This is a genomic window from Amycolatopsis sp. cmx-11-32 (assembly GCF_047608695.1).
In the GTDB taxonomy this organism is placed as follows: domain Bacteria; phylum Actinomycetota; class Actinomycetes; order Mycobacteriales; family Pseudonocardiaceae; genus Amycolatopsis.
On record NZ_JADNQN010000002.1, the window covers coordinates 558,514 to 576,557 of the forward strand.

Here is an 18,044-nt window from a genome sequence, read left to right on the forward strand (position 1 = left end):
AATGAACCATGCCACCGTCGGATGAACTTCGATTGACTTTGACGCAACGTCAACCTCTACCTTCGTGGACATGCCGATCGAGAAGGAGTGGTCGATCCAGGACATCGCCCGCTCGGCCGGGACCACGAGCCGCACGCTGCGCCACTACGGCGACATCGGGCTGCTCGAACCGAGCCGGGTGGGGAACAACGGATACCGCTACTACGACCAGGACGCGCTGGTGCGGCTGCAACGGATCCTGCTGCTTCGCGAACTCGGGCTGAGCCTGCCCGCAATCAGCGAGGTGCTCGAAGGGGAGCAGGACACGACGGCGGCGCTACGCACGCACCTGAAGTGGCTGGAGCAGGAGCGACAGCGGCTCGGACGGCAGATCGAATCGGTCAGGACGACCTTGAAGAAGACAGAGAGAGGTGAACAGCTGATGGCAGCGGAAGTGTTCGACGGCTTCGACCACACGAAGTACGAGAAGGAGGTCACCGAACGCTGGGGTGCCGACGCCTACAAGCAGGGTGATCGGTGGTGGAAGTCGCTGAGCGCCGAGGACAAGAAGGCGCACCAGCAGGAACAGAAGGACATCGCGGTGGCCTTCGGGGAGGCTCACACCAAGGGCCTGCCCGCCGACGGTGACGAGGCTCAGGCGATCACGCGGCGGCTGTACGAGTGGCTTCGGCCGGCCGTGCGTACCGTCTCGAAGAGCTACTTCGCCGGTCTCGGACAGCTTTACGTCGACGACCCGCGCTATGGGCAATACGACGAGAAGCACGGCTCGGGTACCGCGGAGTACATCCGTGACGCGACGAAGTTCTACGCCGAGCGCAACCTGAGTGACTGAGAACGAGCGACGGGGCTGCAGACCCGTCCACTCGGAGTAACCCGCCGCGACACGCCTACCCCTCTATGGCGGAATATCGGACCCACGCTAGAAACGCCGATAGCGTGCGAGAGTGGATCCCATCCGCAACCCCTTCGCGCCGGGCGCCGGTCAACGACCGCCCGAGCTGGCCGGTCGCATGCGTGAGCTCCAAGCCTTCGAGGTCGTCCTCGAACGGGTCGCGCGCGGGAGACCGGAGCGCAGCCTGATGCTGACCGGCCTGCGTGGCGTGGGGAAGACCGTGCTGCTGGGCGAGCTGCGTTCCAAGGCGATCAAGCACGGCTGGGGCGCGGGCAAGATCGAAGCCCGCCCCGACATCGAACTCCGGCGACCGCTTTCGGCCGCGTTGCACCGTGCGATCCGCGACCTCGCCGTGCGCCACCGGGCGCCGGACCGGGTCGAGCAGGTGCTCGGCGTGCTCAAGGCGTTCGCGCTACGCGCAAACAAACCGGACGCCAAGCTCCGCGATCGCTGGCAGCCCGGTATCGACGTGCCCGCCGCACAGGGCCGGGCCGATTCCGGAGACATCGAGATCGACCTGGTCGAGCTGTTCACCGAGGTCGCCGAACTGGCCGCGGACGTCGGCACCGGCGTCGCGCTGCTGATCGACGAGATCCAGGACCTGCTGCCCGAGGACGTCTCCGCGCTCTGCGCCGCCTGCCACGAACTCTCGCAGTCCGGAGCGCCGTTGGTCGTGGTCGGCGCTGGTCTCCCGCACGTGCCTGCCGTGCTTTCGGCGTCGAAGTCGTACTCGGAGCGCCTCTTCCGCTACGCGCGCATCGACAGGCTGGAGCGCGAAGACGCCGATCTCGCGGTGATGGCGCCCATCGAACGCGAGGACGCGGGGATCGAACCTGAAGCGTTGGACGCGTTGTTCGACGCGTCCGGCGGTTACCCGTACTTCATCCAGGCGTACGGCAAGGCCGCCTGGGACGCCGCCCCGGCCGATCCGATCACGGTGAAGGACGTCCAGGTCGCGGCCCCGGAGGCCGAATCGGAACTGGCGGTCGGCTTCTTCGGCTCCCGCTACGAGCGCGCGACGCCTGCCGAACGCGAGTACCTGCTCGCGATGGCCGAGCTGACGCAGGGCCGCGACGAGGCTGCAGGCACCGCCGATGTTGCCGTTTACCTGGGGCGGAAGCCTTCGTCTCTGTCTCCGGCGCGGGACAGCCTGATGAAGAAGGGCCTCGTGTACTCGGCCGAGCGCGGGCACATCGCGTTCACCGTTCCGCACTTCGGCCACTACCTGCTCGGCCGGGACTAGTGCTCTCTGGGGCTTTATAGCGTGGCCGCTAGAAAGCGGTAGAGACCCCTACCACCGGTTTCGTCGTGTCTTCTTCCGCTAAATCCCGCGAACGCCAGAGGCACTTCGCGTTATCAAGATGTGACCGGTGCCACCAAATCTCTCCGGATTTTCCCTCTGGTTACCGACGATTCATCGGCAGGTGTGCCAAGTCACCGGATAATCGTTGGATTCCTTGTGAAAAAGAGTGCATACTAGAGACACAGCCACCAAGACTCAAGACCCTCAAGGGGATGACTCAAACCGATGAACAACATCGCCGCCAAGCTCCGTGCCCGTCGCGCCGAGGCTCGCACTCGCCGGGCCCTGAACCGGGCGATCGACACCGCGGCCACCGCGACCGTTCGTCAGGAACTCATCGCTATCTCCCAGGCGCACCACACGCACATGCGCTGACCTGACAACAACCGTTGTAGATGTCGCCCATTCGAGTGACCTACGACACATGATGTGCGAGGTGTAACGACGCGGAACGCCGCGTCGATACCCATTACGACCCCGTGATGCTGGCGGACCCCCGACCTGGCAGCATCACGGGGTTTCCATCTGTCCGGATCCGGAAAAGTTCTTGCCTTCACCAGTTCGTGGAGTAATCTTTGACTTCGTCAACGAATCAGTTGGGGTGGTCAAATGAATGTTCCACCGGACCGGGTGGCGACCGTCCGGGCCTTCAACCGCCTGTACACCGGCGTGATCGGCATCCTCGACGAAGGACCGGCCGACTCCGAGTACTCCCTGAGCGAAGCCAGGGTCATCTTCGAACTCGCGCAACAGGACCCGACCCAGGTCACCGACCTGCGCAAACGTCTCGACCTCGACGCTGGCTACGCGAGCAGGCTGCTCGGCAGGCTCGAAGACCGCGGCCTCCTCACGCGCGAGCGCAGCGACGAAGACGCCCGGCGCCAGGTCATCCGGCTCACCGAGACCGGCCGGAACGCGTTCGCCGTCCTCGACGCGCGATCGGTGGACCGGATCGGCTCACTGCTCGGCCGGTTCGCCGACGACGAGCAGCAGCGCCTGCTCGGGGCGATGGACACGATCACGTCGCTGGTCGGCGAGCGTGCTCCGGACCCCACGCTGGTCCTTCGCCCACCACGACCGGGTGACTTCGGCTGGGTGGTCCAACGGCACGGCGCCCTCCACTCCCGCGAGTACGGCTGGGACGAACGGTTCGAAGCCCTCGTCGCCCGCGTCGTCGCGGACTACGTCGACAAACGCGGCGAGCCCCGCCAAGCCGGTTGGATCGCCGAACTCGACGGGGAGCGCGTCGGCAGCGTCTTCTGTATGCCCGCCGAAGACGGCACCACCGCAAAACTGCGGATGCTGTTCCTCGAACCGGCCGCACGAGGACGCGGTGTCGGGAAACGCCTGGTCGCCGAGTGCGTCGAGTTCGCCAGGGCGTCCGGCTACCGGGCGATGGAGCTCTGGACGGTCTCGCTGCTGGTCGCGGCGAGGGCGATCTACCGGAAGGCCGGCTTCGAGCTGGTGAGCGAAGAGACGATCCCCGGCTTCGGCTACGAACTGACCGGGCAGACCTGGCGGTTGGAGCTGTGAAGTGTTCGCCGCTGCCGGGACACACTTCGTCTGGCACCTGCTGAACGGTCTCGTCCTCTATCTGGTGGCGACCGCGACGACGAAAAGGGCCGCGTCCCGGCAGGACGCGGCCCCTTCGCTCACCTGAGATCTAGTGGACGCCGATTTCGCGGAGATCCTTGTCGTGTTCGTCGGCGTGGTAGTCCTCGGCCGCGGTGTCGTCCGTGCCGTTGAAGACCTTCATCTGCCGCGCGACCACCGTGAAGATCACCGCGACCAGCAGATTCGCCGCCAGTGCCACGAACCCGACGTAGATCTGCAGCTGCGAGCCGCCGAACGGGTGCCAGCCGAAGATCGACAGCTTGTCCAGCGCCAGCGCCGAACCACCGAAATGGGCTTTGCCGCTCGCCGCGTTCGGGATGTCGTAGAGCATGATCAGGCCCCACCCGATGCCGACGATCCAGCCCGCGATCAGGCCCCAGCGATGGAACCAGCGCGTGTACAGCGAGATCGCCACCGCCGGCAGCGTCTGCAGGATCAGCACCCCGCCGATGAGCTGCAGGTCGATCGAGAACTGCGGATCGATGAACAGGATGAACGCCACCGCGCCGAACTTCACGATCAGCGAAGCGAGCTTGGCCTGCTTCGCCTCCTGGCCCGGCGTCGCGTTCTTCTTGATGTACTCCTTGTAGATGTTGCGGGTCCACAGGTTGGCCGCCGCGATCGACATGATCGCCGCGGGCACCAGCGCGCCGATACCGATCGCCGCGAACGCGATACCCGCGAACCACGACGAGAACTGCGAGTCGAACAGCACCGGGACGACGGTGTTCGTGTCGGGTTTACCGGTGGCGTTGTTGGTGATCGGGGAGACGGAGGCACTGATCGCCACGTAACCGAGCAGCGCCAGCAGGCCGAGGACCAGCGAGTACGCCGGAAGCGCGACCATGTTCCGCTTGATCACGCTGCGGCCGCGCGAGGCGAGCACGCTGGTGAGCGAGTGCGGGTAAAGGAACAGCGCGAGCGCCGAACCGAGCGCCAGCGTGGCGTACTGCAGCTGGTTGTTGGCGTTGAGCAGGATGCCGTCCGACGGCGAAGGCGTCTTGTCGAACTTCGCGTCGGCCGCGTCGAAGATCGCCGACCAGCCGCCGAGCTTCGAGGGCAGGTAGATGATCGCCACGATGATCACGAGGTAGATCAAGATGTCCTTGACGAAAGCGATCAGCGCGGGCGCGCGCAGGCCGGACTGGTAGGTGTAGACCGCCAGGATGATGAAGGCGACCAGCAGCGGCAGGTGCCCGACGATGCCGGAGCCGTTGATGCCCATGGTCCGCAGCACCGCTTCGAGGCCGACGAGTTGCAGCGCGATGTACGGCATCGTCGCGATGATCCCGGTGATCGCGATCAGCAGCGCGAGTGTCGGCGAACCGAACCGGCCGCGGACGAAGTCGGCGGGCGTCACGTAGCCGCGAACGCGGGAGACCGACCACATGCGCAGCGCGGGCATCAGCACGATCGGATAGACGACGATCGTGTACGGCAGCGCGAACATGCCCATCGCGCCGGCACTGAACATCAGCGCGGGCACGGCCACGAAGGTATAGGCCGTGTAGAGGTCACCGCCGAGCAGGAACCAGGTGATCCACGACCCGAACTTGCGGCCGCCGAGGCCCCATTCGTCCAGATGGTCGAGGGTGTTGCCCGCCTTCCAGCGGGACGCGACGAAGCCGAGGACCGTGACCACCGCGAAGAGGACCGTGAAGATGATCAGCTCCGGCCACTGGATGTTGCTCACTTGACGTCCCCCTCGTCGAGTTCGTCCACGGACAGCCGGTCGGGACGGTCACTGGTCGGCCTGTCCCTGGTCATCGCGTAGACGATCCCGGTGCACAGAACGCCGACGGCGACGAACACGAATTGGAACCAGTAGAAGAACGGCATCCCGAACAACCGAGGGCCGTCCGTGTTGAACAAGGACGTGATCAGCACCAGCAACGGGATGATCAGCAGGAGGTTCCAGGGGCTGAACTGGAAACCCCGCACCTTCCCGTCTGCCTTACCTGACGCCATCGGACCTCACCTAACACTCCCGAAACCGGCGGATTGACCCGATGACCCTAGTCGATCCATGCCCCGGCCCCCGATATCGATTTGATCCGCGACGCCTCATACGACGAAGGACGGTTGCCGTCCCGCGCCCCGCCGGATATCAATAGCCGCAAGTCGCGAACAAGATTTTCGCACGCAAGATCAAAGGGGCATCGGATGAAGAAACTCCGCTATGCGGTGGTGATCCCGGCAGTCGCCGGCACCATGCTGGCCGGGTTCACTCCTGCGTTCGCAGGACCGGAGGCGGCCAAGCAGCCGCCTCTGAACTCCACCAACATTCCGGCGCAGTACGCGAGCCAGAAGCTGGACTGGCACAAGTGCACGGCGAACGAACTGCCGTCCGCACCGCCTCCGGGGGCCGAGAACATCGAGTGCGCGACCTACCGCGCACCGCGTAACTGGTACAAGTCGAACGAGAACATCGACCTGACGATCGCCGTCAGCCGCCTCGCCGCCACCAGCGGCAAAGCGACGGCCAGCGTCATCACGAACCCGGGTGGCCCCGGCGCTCCGGGCCGCAACTTCCCGGCCCGTCTGCGCAACCAGACGAAGCTGCGCGCGAACCAGGAGATCATCGGTCTCGACCCGCGCGGCACCGGCAAGAGCACCAACATCACCTGCGGAAACGCGATCGGCACCGGCTCCGACCTCGACCCGCGCGACCGCAGCCGGGCGAACCTCAACCTGATCCTGGACGCCACCAAGTACGCGGCGAACTCCTGCCAGGTGAAGTCCGGCGAGCTGGGCCCGCTCATCAACACCGCCCAGACCATCCGCGACATCGACCTGCTGCGCGTCCTCCTTGGCCGCGACAAGATCAACTGGGTCGGTTACTCGGCGGGCACCTGGATGGGCGCGCACTACGCGCAGCAGTTCCCCACCCGCACCGGCAAGTTCCTGCTCGACTCGTCGACCGAGTTCACCACCACCTGGCAGAACTCGTTCGACGGACAGCCGCTCGGCTTCGAGCGCCGCTGGCGTCAGGACTTTTTGCCGTGGATCGGCAAGTACAACAAGGTCTACAACTTCGGCAAGAACGGTGAGGCCGCTCGCCAGAGCTACGAGAAGGTCCGTTTCGCGCTGACGCAGAACCCCGTCGAGGTGGACGGCGTCCCGGTTTCGGCCAACGCCCTCGACTCGACCATCGCGTCGTACCTCTACTCGAAGCGTAACTTCCCGGCGCTGGCCGACTACCTGGTCAACCTGAAGACGCTGACCGAGGGCACCGGCACCCAGCAGCAGAAGGCCTCGGCCGCGCAGAAGGTCAAGGCGGAGACCGTGGACGGCGACGGCGTCATCGGCCCGCAGCCGCTGTTCGTCCCCACCGACGGCGACTCCTACAACGCCAGCTTCTGGACGATCCCCTGCAACGAGGGCCCGTGGACCGGCAATCGGCAGAGCGTCATCCGTCAGTCGCAGAAGCTGATCGACCGCGATCTGCCGCTGCTCGGCGCCGGCTGGCTGATCCAGCCGTGCATCTTCTGGAAGAACAAGCCGGTCGACCTGCCGAAGCTCGACGGCCGCGGCGTCCCGCCGGTGCTGATCGTCCAGTCGGTGCACGACCCGGCGACCCCGATCGAAGGTGCGACCCGTGCGCACCGCGCGTTCGCCAACTCGCGGATGATCACCGTGACCGGCGAGGGTGACCACGGCATCTACGCCGGCGGCAACGCGGGTGTGGACAAGGTCGTGGAGGACTTCCTCGTCGACGGCAAGGTGCCGAACGACCAGAGCCTCCCCGGCCTCCCACTTCCGGTGCCCGCGGGCGGCTGAAGCCACTAGGGATTACCTGTGCACAGAGTTGCCCACAGGCTGTGGGTAACTCGGACCGCTAGTACATGAAGGCCCCCTTCCTTGCGCCTGGTTACCGGAAGGGGGCCTTCGTGTACTTGCCTGGCCGCGCACGACCGGTATTAGTATCGGGTCCATGGTGCGAGTGCCGTTGACGAACGAGGAACGCGAACGTGGCGAGCGGCTGGGGCTGGCGCTCCGAGACGCCCGCGCGTCGGCGTCGCGGAGCATGGTCGAGGTCGCCGCGGAGGCCGGGATCTCGGTGGAGACGCTCCGCAAGATCGAGACCGGCCGGATCCCGACACCCGCCTTCTTCACGGTGGCGGCGATCGCGGACGCCGTCGGGCTGCCGCTGGACGCGCTTCGGGCCGCCACTGAGGACAGCTCCGTAGAGGTCGCCGAAGCGAGTTAAGGACGCAGGGTGGCCAGGGTGTGGGCCCGGTCGTTCAGGTAGAGGAAGCCGTCGATCGGCAGGTCGAAGCTGTTCAGCAGGCTTTCCAGGGTGGCGAACTCGTCCACAGTGAGCCGCAGGTTCTCGTTCACCGCGTGCGCGATGAGGACGTCGGCCAGTTCCTCCCACTCACCCGACCAGTGCAGGGTGCGATAAAAGGCCAGGATGTCCGGCGCGATGCGGTCGGCGATCTGGTCGAGCAGGCTCTCGCCGAAGAAGCTGATGCGGCCCGCGGCGAGGTCGGCGACGGTCGGGTTCGCCGGGTCGGCCGCGGTATCGGGATTGCGGACCACGCCGGGGCCCGCCACCGGATAGCCGGTTCTGACGTTGCCGTTGTCCTCGACCAGCACGATCACGTGGACGCCGTACCGCTCACCCGCGCAGCGCCACCGACCGTTGAACTGTCTGCGGCGGGGTTCGCTCGGATCGTTCGCGATGTCCTTGACGACCGCGATGATCTGCTCGTCGGTCCAGCCCGCGGGGAACTCGCTGGTTGCCCGCCGCCCCTTACCCGGTGCGTGCCCGCCGCCCACTCGTGCTCCTTTCGTCGCATCGAGGGTAACCCGCGTTCGGAGTATCCGAATGATCCGAAAGCGGGAGCGGGTGACTTCAGGCGAGCGTGGACAGCAGCACGGATCCGACGACCAGCACGTCGACGCCTCGCAAGGCCTGTACCCCGGCGGCCCCACCGCTGACGTCGTAGTCCATCGGCGGCCGGGTCGCCGTCCGCAGCGCGGCGGCGACGGCGAGCGGGACCGCGAGCCACACCGGCCAGCCCGGGGTCACCCCGAGGGTCAGCGTCACCAGGCCGAGCAATACCCCCCACCCGAGACCGAGCACGGCGGTCACCAGGCCGTTGACCAGCCGCAACTCCCAGTCGGACGCGCCGAGCCACCGCCTGCGGCCGGGGTTGCGCCACAGTTCGCCGAGCCCGCCGACGAACGGCACGAGCGCCGCGTACGCGCCGAGAGCGAACAGCGGTGCCACCGGGACGGCCGGGAACGCCAGGTGCCCGACCCCGACCAGGCACGCGATCACCGCACTCGCCGCCGCGTAGCGCGACCGGCCGAGCACCCCGGCCCACGCGAGCCGCAGCGTCGTCGGCCGCCGCAGCGACAGCCACGGCACCGGCCGCGATTCCGGGATCAGCAGCATCGGATCCATGAAGACCGCGGCCATCGCCCGCAGGAGCCGCGCGTTCCAGCCGTCGACGAGTTCCTGGCGCCCCACACCGGCCACCGGCTCGCCGCCGAAGGCCACCGCCACCGCCACGACGAACAGCGCACCGGCCAGCACCTCGACCGCCATCGGGCCGAGCCCGGCGGTCGCGACCGCCAGACCGGCCATCGCGAGCACGACCGGCGCCGCCGTCTCCCCGCGGATCGCCGTCCGGCGAGCGGTGACGGCGGCCAGGATCGCCCCGGAGGCGGTCAGCGCCGACATCGCGATCCACACGTCCCTCGACCCGCCGCCGATCGCGGTGACGAGCGCGCCGGTGTAGCCGACCACCACGACCAGCCCGAGCCAAAGCGTCCACATCCGCTTCACCACGACGCGGCGCCTGTCGATGCCGGCGAAGTCCACCCACGTCAGCGTCGCCGGTTCGGCCCAGACGAAGCCGCGGCGCAACAGGGCGCGCCAGAAGATCGCGCACAGCACGATCAACAGACCGAACACCGCCGAGAAGTCCACAACGGACTGTCCGAAAAGGAGCGATCGCAGCTTCGGAAGGTTTTCGAAAGCCGTGAACAGCACGCCGAAACCGAACAGTGCCAGAAAAGTCTGGTAGTCCCCGTTGAGCAGCCCGCCGAATCGCTGACGCCCCGGGACGTGCGTGGGGGCTTTCGTGCTCACCACAACTCGAGGGTCGAGTCGGCCGCTTCGAGCAGCGGAGGATGGTGCGTGGCCACGACGACCGCGGCCCCGGCCTTGGTCGAACGCGCGATCAACGACGTCAGCCATTCCTTCCCGGCGACGTCGAGCGCCCGTTCGGGTTCGTCGAGCAGCAGGACGTCGTGCGGCCGCGCCGTCGCGCCGAGGAGCAGCAGGCGGCGGCGCTGCCCGGCGGAGAACTTGCCCGCGGTGACCTTGGCCCGCTCGGAAAGACCCGCGTCCGCCAGCAGCGCGTCGAAATCGCCGAGATCGGCTCCGAACGAGCCCTCCAGCAGTTCGAGATGCTGGAGGGGAGTCAGTTCGGCGAAGAAATCGGAATCGTCGAACAGGACGGAGACCTTGCGGCGGAAGGAGAGGTTCCGCTCGTCGGGTTTCACACCAGCGACGACGACCCGGCCCCGCTGCGGCGTCTGCGTTCCGTAGAGGCACCTCAGCAGGGTCGATTTCCCGACCCCGTTCGGGCCGAAGATCACCGCGCATTCACCCGCTTCGACCTCGAAATCGAGGCCGTCGAACAAACTGTTTTCCCCGGCCTGGACGCCGAGCCCGCGTACGTCGATCATCGGCCGCGCAACAACTCGATCACCGGTGCGAGCGCGGCCATGTTGTGCTCCAGCACGGTGAAATAGGTGAAGCCGAACCGCTCGCGATGCGCCAGGATCTGTTCGGCGATCTGTTCGTGGGTACCGACCAGAGCTGTCGGCAGTTCGGCGAGCTGGTCGACGGAGAGCGCGCCCTCCAGCAGTTCGCCGAGATCTTCCAGACCCGTCCGCCGGTCTTCGACCACGGAGACGAAATGCGGGAGGATATTGAATTCGGCTTCGCGGCCGTTCAGTTTTCCGCGGACGAAGGTCACCCGTTCTTCGATTCCGGCGGCGTCGTCGGGAACGAGAGCGCCGCCGTCGGGAACGGCTGCCGTGCCGGGGAACCCGATGATGTCGGCGTGTTCGGCGGCGAGGGTCAGCAGCCTGTCGCCGCGGCCGGCGATCATCAGCGGCGGGCCCGGTTTCTGCACGGCCCGCGGTTTGTGGTTTTCGTCCGCGTAGAGCCGTTTGAGCTCTTTGATGGTGTGCTCGAGGTGGTCGACGCGCTTTCCGGCGCGGGGGAACTCCATACCCGCCGCTTCGAATTCGGCTTTCACATAACCGGCCCCCAGGCCGAGTTCCAGCCTGCCCTCGGTGAACCGGTCCGTGCCGGTCACGTCACGGGCGAGCAGCACCGGGTTGTAGAAAGCGGTGTTGATGACGAAGGTGTTGAGCCGCACGCGGTTCGTCACCTCGGCGGCGAGCACGAGCGCCGGGAAGGGCGGAGCCATCCCGAGGTGGTCGGCCGCGCCGATGACGTCGAAACCGAGGTCCTCGGCCTTGCGGCACTTGTCGACCCACGCCCCACGCGTCTCCGGGACGACCATGTTGACGCCGAATTTGACCATGCGGCCACGGTACCCAAGAGCGACAGAAGAAGGCCTCATCCTCAGGAATGACCATGAGGATGAGGCCTTCGACCCGTTCAGGTGATCAGCCGAGACGCTGCTTCAGCGCGTCCAGTTCGTCACGCAGCGAAGACGGGACCTTGTCGCCGATCTTGTCGAACCACTCCTGGATCAGGGGCAGTTCCTGGCGCCACTCATCGGCCGAGACGTCCAGCGCGGCCTGGATGTCGGCCAGCGGCTCCTTGAGGCCGTCGGTGTCGAGGTCCTCGGCGTTCGGCACGAAGCCGACCGGGGTCTCGTTCGCGTTGCCCTTGCCCTCGACGCGGTCGATGACCCACTTCAGGATCCGCGAGTTCTCGCCGAATCCCGGCCACAGGAAGCGGCCGTCGTCGCCACGGCGGAACCAGTTGACGTAGAAGATCTTCGGCAGCTTGTCGGCGTCGGCGTTCTTGCCGAGGTCCAGCCAGTGCTTGAAGTAGTCACCGGCGTGGTAGCCGAGGAACGGCAGCATGGCCATCGGGTCGCGGCGCACGTTGCCGACCGCGCCGGCGGCGGCCGCGGTGGTCTCCGAAGACATGGTGGCGCCCATGAATACGCCGTGCTGCCAGTCGCGGGCCTCGTTCACCAGCGGGACCGTGGTCTTGCGACGGCCGCCGAACAGGATCGCCGAGATCGGCACGCCCTTCGGGTCGTCCCACTCTGGCGCGAGGATCGGGCACTGCGACATCGGCGTGCAGTAGCGCGAGTTCGGGTGCGCGGCCTTCTCTTCCGACTCCGGCGTCCAGTCCTGCTTCTTCCAGGAGGTGGCGTGCTCGGGCTTCTCGCCCATGCCCTCCCACCAGATGTCGCCGTCGTCGGTGAGCGCGACGTTCGTGTAGACCGTGTTGCCCTTTTCGATGGTGCGCATCGCGTTGGGGTTGGTGTGCCAGTCGGTGCCCGGCGCGACGCCGAAGAAGCCGAACTCGGGGTTCACCGCGTACAGGCGGCCGTCCTCGCCGAACCGCATCCACGCGATGTCGTCGCCGAGGGTCTCGGCACGCCAGCCGGGGATGGTCGGCTGCAGCATGGCGAGGTTGGTCTTGCCGCAGGCGCTCGGGAACGCCGCCGCGACGTAGTGGACCTTGTTCTCCGGCGAGATCAGCTTGAGGATCAGCATGTGCTCGGCCAGCCAGCCCTCGTCACGGGCGATGACCGAGCCGATGCGCAGCGAGTAGCACTTCTTGCCGAGCAGCGAGTTGCCGCCGTAGCCGGAGCCGTAGCTCCAGATCTCCCGGCTCTCGGGGAAGTGCGAGATGTACTTGGTGGTGTTGCACGGCCAGGAAACGTCCTTCTGGCCCGGCTCCAGCGGGGCGCCCACGGAGTGCAGTGCCGGGACGAACTCGCGCTCGGTGCCGTCCTCGGTGACGAACTTGTCCAGCGCGGCCTTGCCGGCGCGGGTCATCACGCGCATGGAGGCGACGACGTAGGCGAAGTCGGTGATCTCGACGCCGAGCTTGGGGTCCTCGGCTCCGAGGGGACCCATGCAGAAGGGGATCACGTACATCGTGCGACCGCGCATGCACCCGCGGTACAGCTCGGTCATCGTGGCCTTCATCTCGGCCGGGTCCATCCAGTTGTTGGTGGGACCGGCGTCGGCTTCGTCGGCCGAACAGATGAAGGTGCGCTCTTCGACGCGGGCGACGTCATTCGGGTCGGAGGCGGCCCAGTACGAATCGGGTTTCGCGTCGAGCTGCACGAACGTGCCGGCGGAGACCAGCTCGGCGTTGATCCGAGCGGCCTCTTCGTCGGACCCGTCGACCCACACCACGCGGTCCGGAGTGGTCAGTTCGGCGACCTCCCGGACCCAGGACAGCACGCCGCTGTGCGTCGTCGGCGCATTTTCCAGTCCGGGGATGGCGACTGCGGTCATCTCTACTCCTGACTTCCGACGGCAGAAGCCCACATCGGGAACGACGCTGTTCCGATGCGGGCTCCAGTGCCGGCGACCGAATGGCTTCGCACACCGGCGGGAAGACCGGTGTGCGGGTTTTGGGATTCCCCGAGAGTAGCCGGATGACCGGCGGGTAACCGAGAGCTGACCTGTCGGTTCTCTCACAAGAACGATAAGGGAATCGATTCAGTATCACCGGAATGGGCCATACGCAGAAATTCTTCCGGTGATCGACGGCACAACGAACAGGCGAACCGGACAGGAGAAACCCGGTACGAGGTCTCGTACCGGGCCGTTTTGTGACCAGAATTACATCGATTCGCCTGAAAGAATGGACTGGACCACTCTTCTCTTGGTTTAGTCCATTCTGGGCTTTAGTTGGGACTGATCCACTGGCCGGTGGCGGAATCGATCTTCGCCACTCCTTCGAGTTTCTCGGTGCCCGCGCCGCCCCAGGCCGCGTCGCCCGCGGGGTCGCCTTCAGTGGCCGCCGGAGTGCTCACGAAGGCCGAGCCGATGTCCTCGTTGACCATGCCGCTGCCGGATTCGGTCCACTGCCCGGGGCCGGTGTGCTCGTAGGTCTTCGAGTTGCCCGAAGCGTCCGTCTCGACCGCGATGTCCGCGTTGCCGTCGCCGTCCTTGTCGGTGAAGGCGATCGTGCGGCCATCCTCGGTCTGGACGACGACGGTGTCCGGGGTCCCGTCACCATTGGTGTCGATCGTCGGCGGGCCGACCTCGACGTCGCCGCTGGGCATGTCGGCGCGCATGCTGCCGCTGGTGCCCGCGTCGCTGCCGCTGTCGTCGTTGTCGCCCGCTTCGACCCAGGCTCCGGAAGCTTCGTCGTAGACGGCCTCCTGCACGACCTTGCCGTTCTCGTCGAGCACCGCGTACTGGTCGGCGTCGCCGTCGCCGTCGGTGTCGACGAACGCCTGGCCGGTGCCGTCGTCGTGCTGGATGACGGCGGCGTCGTTCACGCCGTCCTTGTCGAGGTCGTAGTTGAGCTCGGCCTGGTACTCCTCGCCGTCAACGTGGACCGTGACCGCCTCCGTGGAGCCCGTCTCGGTGTCCGTGCCGCCGCTCTCGTCGACCCACATGGGATAACCCCCTCGTTGACCTGCTGGTGTGTCGAAGCTTATGACTCACCGTAGGCCCGTTCGGTTCCGGTCCACAACAGGACCACCCTGGTCAGGCGTCGCGCAGTGACCGGATGCGACCGAGAAGTGCCTCCGCGCGGTCGCGGCCGTCGGAGACGTCCTTCAGGCGCTTCGCGACGACCGAGATCTTCTTCGCCCGTTCCTGCGCGCCCATCTTGATCGTCTTGTCGACTTCCTTCAGCTCCGCCTCGATCGCCTCGATGCGGCGGCCGAGGGCTTCGTCGAGCGCCATCGACAGCTGCTGTTCGGCCTCGATCAGCTGCTCCGCGACGAGCTGGTCCAACGTGGACCGTGCGTCGGCGATCGCCTCGACCAGCCACTGCTTCAGATGCTGCTTGTCCGACGCGTGCTTGCGCGTCCGCGCCATCCACCAGCCGGCGCCGAGGCCGATGATGATCGTGGCGGGCAGGATCACCGGGTTCAGGATCGCGACACCCGCCAGTGGCAGCGCGGCGACCTTCCCGGCGCCGAGCCCACCGGAAACGCCCATGAAGATGAGCAGTTTGTCTTCGGCCGACGGCGGCTTCTTGTCCGGCGGGCGCAGCACGACCGGCGGACCGCCCGCCCTGGCGAACTGGCCACGGATGATGTCGAGCTCTTCGGCCGAGAACAGCTCCGAAAGCGAGACGTTGGTGACCTGGTTGAGCCGCTGGGAGAGCAGCATCGAGATCCGCTGCGACGTCGTCTGCAGCGCGATGTCGACCTGCTGGGGCAGCGCGGCGAGGTCGTCCCGCTTCGCGCCGTCGATCCGCTGCCGGAAATGAGTCGACGCGTCGCGCATCTGCCTGCTGGTCTCGTGCCCGAGCTCGACGCGGGTCCGCTGGATCTCCGCGCGCAGTTTCAGCTGCCAGCCCCGCGTCGAAGACCGGCGTTCGGTGCTCAGGTCGTCGCGGCGCTGGCGCAGTTGTTCCGCCTCGGCCTCACCGGCGGACAGCGCGCGGCTTTCCGCCCGTAGCTTCGCCTTGAGTTCCCCGAGCGCGCTCGAAAGCGCGCGCAGGGTGTTGGCCTCGCCCAGCATCGCGGAGCGGCCGACCAGCATCTCCTGCAACGCGCCCTGTAGCGCGGCGATACCGGCCTTCTCACGCAGCATCATGGCCATCTGCTCGTTCGGCGCCTTGGCCGCCGTCTCGAACATGCGCGCGGACACCGGGTGGAACACCGCGTCGGCGAACCGGGGAGCGTACTCGGCGAGCAACCGCCGATCGGCTTCGAGGACCTCGCGCCAGCCTCGGAACTGGTCGGTTTTCGTCAGCGCGAACAACACGGTCTCGACGCGCTCACCCATGTCCTGCAGGAAGTGCAGTTCCTGCGCGGTGAACGGCGAGGAGGCGTCCACGACGAACAGCAGCGCGGTGGCACCCGCGGCCGCCTCCTTCGCCAATTCGCCGTGCATCGAGTCGAGTCCGCCGACGCCCGGAGTGTCCACAATGGACACGCGGTCGAGCAGCGGGACCGGACCGGAGACCTCGACGTAACGCGGCGGGATCTGGCCCTCCGGCAGTTCGTGCGCGGCCGAGACCCAGTGGATCAGGTCGTTCAGGTTGATCGGCACCGAAGCCGGCTGCCCCGGGTAGCAGGCCTGAGCGGACCACTGCTCGGCGTGCTCGAAGACGAGGTACGTCGCCGTGGCGACGTCAGCGTCCACAGGGGACAGTCCCGGCATGGAGAGGAGTGCGTTCACGAGCGAGCTCTTGCCGCGGTTGGTCTCGCCGACCACCACGACCGACGGTTTCTTCGGCCGCGTCTTCCGGATGTCCTCGACCCATTTCGCGGCCTGAGGATCGGCTTCGCGGACGACGGTGAGCAGCTGTTCGCGCGTGCTCTTCACGATCGCCGGCAGGTTGGCCGCCGCGCTCGGAGCGGTCACTGGGCCTTCTTCGCGTAGACGATGACGATCGGCGCGCGCAGGACCCGGTCGTGATCGGCGAAGCCGACGACCTCGGTTTCCGCGACGAGCCCTTCGAGTGCCGGGTCTTCGGTCGCGACCGCACCGCCCGCCTCGTGTATCGCGGGGTCGAATCGCTCGCCGTCCGGGCGCAGGGCACGGACGCCGATACCGGCGAGACCGTGTTCGAGCCGCTCGACGACGCCGCCGCTGCGGGCGCGGTCAAGGGCGTACAGGCAGAGCTGGATCAGCGCCTGCCGGTCGGCGAGAGCCTGTTCGAGGTCGGCCGGACCCGTGGTCGTGGACTCCACATCGGTTTTCGACGCGGCTTCGACGGCCTCGGTTCCCTCGGACGGAGAAGTCTCGCCGTCGACTTCGGCGATGATCGCCGCGATGTTCACCGCCGGGATCTGACCGGTCGGCACCTCGTCCGGATTCACCTCTTCGACGGCCTTCTTACGCAGCCAGGCTCCCACCCGCATCGACCCCCGTTACTGGTGTCCCGGGCTTCCCGATCGGCCCGGAGAGATTTCACCAGTGTCGGATACTTCCCCGCCGTCCGGGGGCCGAATCGGCAGAACGGGGCGGAGGAATCTGGCGAGGATCACCTTCATCACCGCGAGTTCCGCGGCCGGGTCGAGGTCCGGTTCCAGAATCGCGCGGGACAGCGGCGCGTCCATCAACGCGACGAGCCAGCTTGCCGCCGCCTTCGGTTCGATACCGGGATCGATCCGGCCCGCCTCCATCGCCCTCGTCACGAGGCCGACGAGCCCGTCGCGCAGGACGCGGTCGTTGCCCTGGACCAGCTCGGCCAGCTCGGCGTCGCGGGTGCATTGCGCGGCGACCTCGAGGACGAGCTTGGCCGCGAAAGGTTGCAGGAACTGTTCGGACAGGTACATGAGGATATGGAGGATGGCCTCCCACGGGTCCTCGATCTCCCCGGCCGCCGCGAGCAGGGCCGCGGTCTCGTCGCCGTCCTGCTCGAAGATGCCGGCGAACACCGCGCGCTTGTTCGGAAAGTAATGGAACAGGCTGCCGGTACTGATCCCCGCCGCGCGGCAGATCTCCGCCGTCGTGGTCTTCTCGAAGCCCTTCTCGGCGAAGCACATCGTGGCGGCGTCGAGGATCGCGCGGCGTTTCGCCTCGTGTTTGGCCGGGTCGACCGTCCTCATTTCACCGCCGGCGGCTCGGCGTGCCAGGGGTAGCCGTGCTCGGTGAAGGCCTTGGCGACGGCTTCGCGGTCGACGTCGCCCTTCTCCCGCGCCAGCTCCCGGCCGTCGTCGGCGAGGAGGACGAGTTCCTTGCCGTCGAGGAAGACGGCCTGAAGCCGTGCTTCGTAGGCGCGGCTGCGGCCCTTCGAGGTCAGCGTGATGCGTGTCGGCGTCACCTTGACGATCAGCCGCTCGTACGCCCAGACCGCGGCGAACAACAGTCCGAGGGCCAGGCCCGCACCGATCACGGCGACCGTGCCCCATGGCCGGGGGATGTCCGAGACGAGCTGGAAGGGGCCTTTGAACGGGGCCCAGCTCAGAGAGAGCACCCAGCTTGAAATCGACTGGAGGAACCAGCCGACCGCGGCGCCCGCCAGCGGGCAGCCGAGCCAGGAGGCCGTGCGCAGCCACTGGGGCTCGTCGACGATCGTTTCCATGGGGTCCATTATTAGACCGAGCGCTCGGTTTATCAATCCGGGGG

Annotated in this window: 19 protein-coding genes; 7 read left to right on the forward strand and 12 right to left on the reverse strand. The window is 67.0% G+C overall.

The features are described from left to right. The first annotated feature begins 70 nt into the window (after positions 1–70). The 5 genes from ACM6LR_RS07465 to ACM6LR_RS07485 all read left to right on the forward strand — a co-directional run bounded on the left by ACM6LR_RS07465 (position 71) and on the right by ACM6LR_RS07485 (position 3,855). Positions 71–832: a MerR family transcriptional regulator gene (locus tag ACM6LR_RS07465; RefSeq protein ID WP_414943442.1), complete on the forward strand. Its 762-nt coding sequence runs from the start codon at positions 71–73 to the stop codon at positions 830–832. A gap of 112 nt (positions 833–944) precedes the next feature. Then, positions 945–2,135 carry an AAA family ATPase gene (locus ACM6LR_RS07470; protein WP_414936689.1) on the forward strand — a complete coding sequence of 397 codons (1,191 nt, stop codon included), beginning with the start codon at positions 945–947 and terminating at the stop codon, positions 2,133–2,135. A 285-nt stretch (positions 2,136–2,420) separates the two neighbouring features. Then, positions 2,421–2,570, forward strand: coding sequence for a hypothetical protein (locus ACM6LR_RS07475; RefSeq protein ID WP_005155873.1), 150 nt, complete (start codon positions 2,421–2,423; stop codon positions 2,568–2,570). Positions 2,571–2,804: 234 nt separating this feature from the next. Continuing rightward, a complete protein-coding gene (locus ACM6LR_RS07480) occupies positions 2,805–3,728 on the forward strand; it encodes a bifunctional helix-turn-helix transcriptional regulator/GNAT family N-acetyltransferase (RefSeq protein ID WP_414943443.1) in 924 nt (307 codons plus the stop codon). Position 3,729: 1 nt separating this feature from the next. Continuing rightward, positions 3,730–3,855, forward strand: coding sequence for a hypothetical protein (locus ACM6LR_RS07485; protein WP_414936687.1), 126 nt, complete (start codon positions 3,730–3,732; stop codon positions 3,853–3,855). Between the two features lie 3 nt (positions 3,856–3,858). On the opposite strand, the gene mctP is transcribed toward ACM6LR_RS07485, so the two are convergent. Then, a complete protein-coding gene (gene mctP, locus ACM6LR_RS07490; RefSeq protein ID WP_414936686.1) occupies positions 3,859–5,502 on the reverse strand; it encodes a monocarboxylate uptake permease MctP in 1,644 nt (547 codons plus the stop codon). Then, entirely contained in the window at positions 5,499–5,777 is a 279-nt protein-coding gene (locus tag ACM6LR_RS07495) for a DUF3311 domain-containing protein (protein ID WP_414936685.1), read from the reverse strand. The genes mctP and ACM6LR_RS07495 overlap by 4 nt, the downstream gene beginning before the upstream one ends. A gap of 195 nt (positions 5,778–5,972) precedes the next feature. Between ACM6LR_RS07495 and ACM6LR_RS07500 the strand changes: the two genes are divergently transcribed. Continuing rightward, entirely contained in the window at positions 5,973–7,589 is a 1,617-nt protein-coding gene (locus ACM6LR_RS07500; protein ID WP_414943444.1) for an alpha/beta hydrolase, read from the forward strand. A 154-nt stretch (positions 7,590–7,743) separates the two neighbouring features. Then, a complete protein-coding gene (locus ACM6LR_RS07505) occupies positions 7,744–8,019 on the forward strand; it encodes a helix-turn-helix domain-containing protein (protein ID WP_414936683.1) in 276 nt (91 codons plus the stop codon). Here ACM6LR_RS07505 and ACM6LR_RS07510 read toward each other — a convergent pair. The 10 genes from ACM6LR_RS07510 to ACM6LR_RS07555 all read right to left on the reverse strand — a co-directional run bounded on the left by ACM6LR_RS07510 (position 8,016) and on the right by ACM6LR_RS07555 (position 18,000). Then, the gene (locus ACM6LR_RS07510) at positions 8,016–8,591 is read right to left on the reverse strand and encodes an EndoU domain-containing protein (RefSeq protein WP_414936682.1); all 576 of its coding nucleotides are present in this window, start codon (positions 8,589–8,591) and stop codon (positions 8,016–8,018) included. The two genes, ACM6LR_RS07505 and ACM6LR_RS07510, sit on opposite strands and share 4 nt — an antisense overlap. Positions 8,592–8,667: 76 nt before the next feature. Continuing rightward, positions 8,668–9,915 (reverse strand): DUF6297 family protein, encoded by a 1,248-nt coding sequence (locus ACM6LR_RS07515; protein ID WP_414943445.1) that lies wholly within the window; start codon positions 9,913–9,915, stop codon positions 8,668–8,670. Next, the gene (locus ACM6LR_RS07520; RefSeq protein WP_414936680.1) at positions 9,909–10,514 is read right to left on the reverse strand and encodes an ABC transporter ATP-binding protein; all 606 of its coding nucleotides are present in this window, start codon (positions 10,512–10,514) and stop codon (positions 9,909–9,911) included. Before ACM6LR_RS07520 ends, ACM6LR_RS07515 begins: the two co-directional genes overlap by 7 nt. Next, complete coding sequence (locus ACM6LR_RS07525; protein WP_414943446.1) at positions 10,511–11,383, reverse strand: LLM class F420-dependent oxidoreductase; 873 nt, start codon at positions 11,381–11,383, stop codon at positions 10,511–10,513. The genes ACM6LR_RS07520 and ACM6LR_RS07525 overlap by 4 nt, the downstream gene beginning before the upstream one ends. A gap of 85 nt (positions 11,384–11,468) precedes the next feature. Beyond that, the gene (locus tag ACM6LR_RS07530) at positions 11,469–13,292 is read right to left on the reverse strand and encodes a phosphoenolpyruvate carboxykinase (GTP) (protein ID WP_414936678.1); all 1,824 of its coding nucleotides are present in this window, start codon (positions 13,290–13,292) and stop codon (positions 11,469–11,471) included. Between the two features lie 395 nt (positions 13,293–13,687). Beyond that, complete coding sequence (locus ACM6LR_RS07535; RefSeq protein WP_414943447.1) at positions 13,688–14,407, reverse strand: DUF6802 family protein; 720 nt, start codon at positions 14,405–14,407, stop codon at positions 13,688–13,690. 91 nt (positions 14,408–14,498) lie between these two features. Beyond that, on the reverse strand, positions 14,499–16,334 hold the full coding sequence (locus ACM6LR_RS07540) for a dynamin family protein (RefSeq protein ID WP_414936676.1): 1,836 nt from the start codon (positions 16,332–16,334) through the stop codon (positions 14,499–14,501). Beyond that, a complete protein-coding gene (gene grpE, locus ACM6LR_RS07545; protein WP_414936675.1) occupies positions 16,331–16,834 on the reverse strand; it encodes a nucleotide exchange factor GrpE in 504 nt (167 codons plus the stop codon). Before grpE ends, ACM6LR_RS07540 begins: the two co-directional genes overlap by 4 nt. 9 nt (positions 16,835–16,843) lie before the next feature. Continuing rightward, positions 16,844–17,524, reverse strand: coding sequence for a TetR/AcrR family transcriptional regulator (locus ACM6LR_RS07550; RefSeq protein ID WP_414943448.1), 681 nt, complete (start codon positions 17,522–17,524; stop codon positions 16,844–16,846). After that, positions 17,521–18,000 carry a hypothetical protein gene (locus tag ACM6LR_RS07555; RefSeq protein ID WP_414936673.1) on the reverse strand — a complete coding sequence of 160 codons (480 nt, stop codon included), beginning with the start codon at positions 17,998–18,000 and terminating at the stop codon, positions 17,521–17,523. Before ACM6LR_RS07555 ends, ACM6LR_RS07550 begins: the two co-directional genes overlap by 4 nt. Positions 18,001–18,044: the final 44 nt, after the last annotated feature.

Bases quoted from the DNA above. Each gene is read 5' to 3' on its own strand.
- ACM6LR_RS07525 (WP_414943446.1), bottom strand. From the start codon at position 11,383: ATGGTCAAATTCGGCGTCAACATGGTCGTCCCGGAGACGCGTGGGGCG.
- ACM6LR_RS07505 (WP_414936683.1), top strand. From the start codon at position 7,744: ATGGTGCGAGTGCCGTTGACGAACGAGGAACGCGAACGTGGCGAGCGG.
- ACM6LR_RS07500 (WP_414943444.1), top strand. From the start codon at position 5,973: ATGAAGAAACTCCGCTATGCGGTGGTGATCCCGGCAGTCGCCGGCACC.
- ACM6LR_RS07535 (WP_414943447.1), bottom strand. From the start codon at position 14,407: ATGTGGGTCGACGAGAGCGGCGGCACGGACACCGAGACGGGCTCCACG.
- ACM6LR_RS07530 (WP_414936678.1), bottom strand. From the start codon at position 13,292: ATGACCGCAGTCGCCATCCCCGGACTGGAAAATGCGCCGACGACGCAC.
- ACM6LR_RS07550 (WP_414943448.1), bottom strand. From the start codon at position 17,524: ATGAGGACGGTCGACCCGGCCAAACACGAGGCGAAACGCCGCGCGATC.
- grpE (WP_414936675.1), bottom strand. From the start codon at position 16,834: ATGCGGGTGGGAGCCTGGCTGCGTAAGAAGGCCGTCGAAGAGGTGAAT.
- ACM6LR_RS07520 (WP_414936680.1), bottom strand. From the start codon at position 10,514: ATGATCGACGTACGCGGGCTCGGCGTCCAGGCCGGGGAAAACAGTTTG.
- ACM6LR_RS07480 (WP_414943443.1), top strand. From the start codon at position 2,805: ATGAATGTTCCACCGGACCGGGTGGCGACCGTCCGGGCCTTCAACCGC.
- ACM6LR_RS07465 (WP_414943442.1), top strand. From the start codon at position 71: ATGCCGATCGAGAAGGAGTGGTCGATCCAGGACATCGCCCGCTCGGCC.
- ACM6LR_RS07475 (WP_005155873.1), top strand. From the start codon at position 2,421: ATGAACAACATCGCCGCCAAGCTCCGTGCCCGTCGCGCCGAGGCTCGC.
- ACM6LR_RS07555 (WP_414936673.1), bottom strand. From the start codon at position 18,000: ATGGAAACGATCGTCGACGAGCCCCAGTGGCTGCGCACGGCCTCCTGG.
- ACM6LR_RS07495 (WP_414936685.1), bottom strand. From the start codon at position 5,777: ATGGCGTCAGGTAAGGCAGACGGGAAGGTGCGGGGTTTCCAGTTCAGC.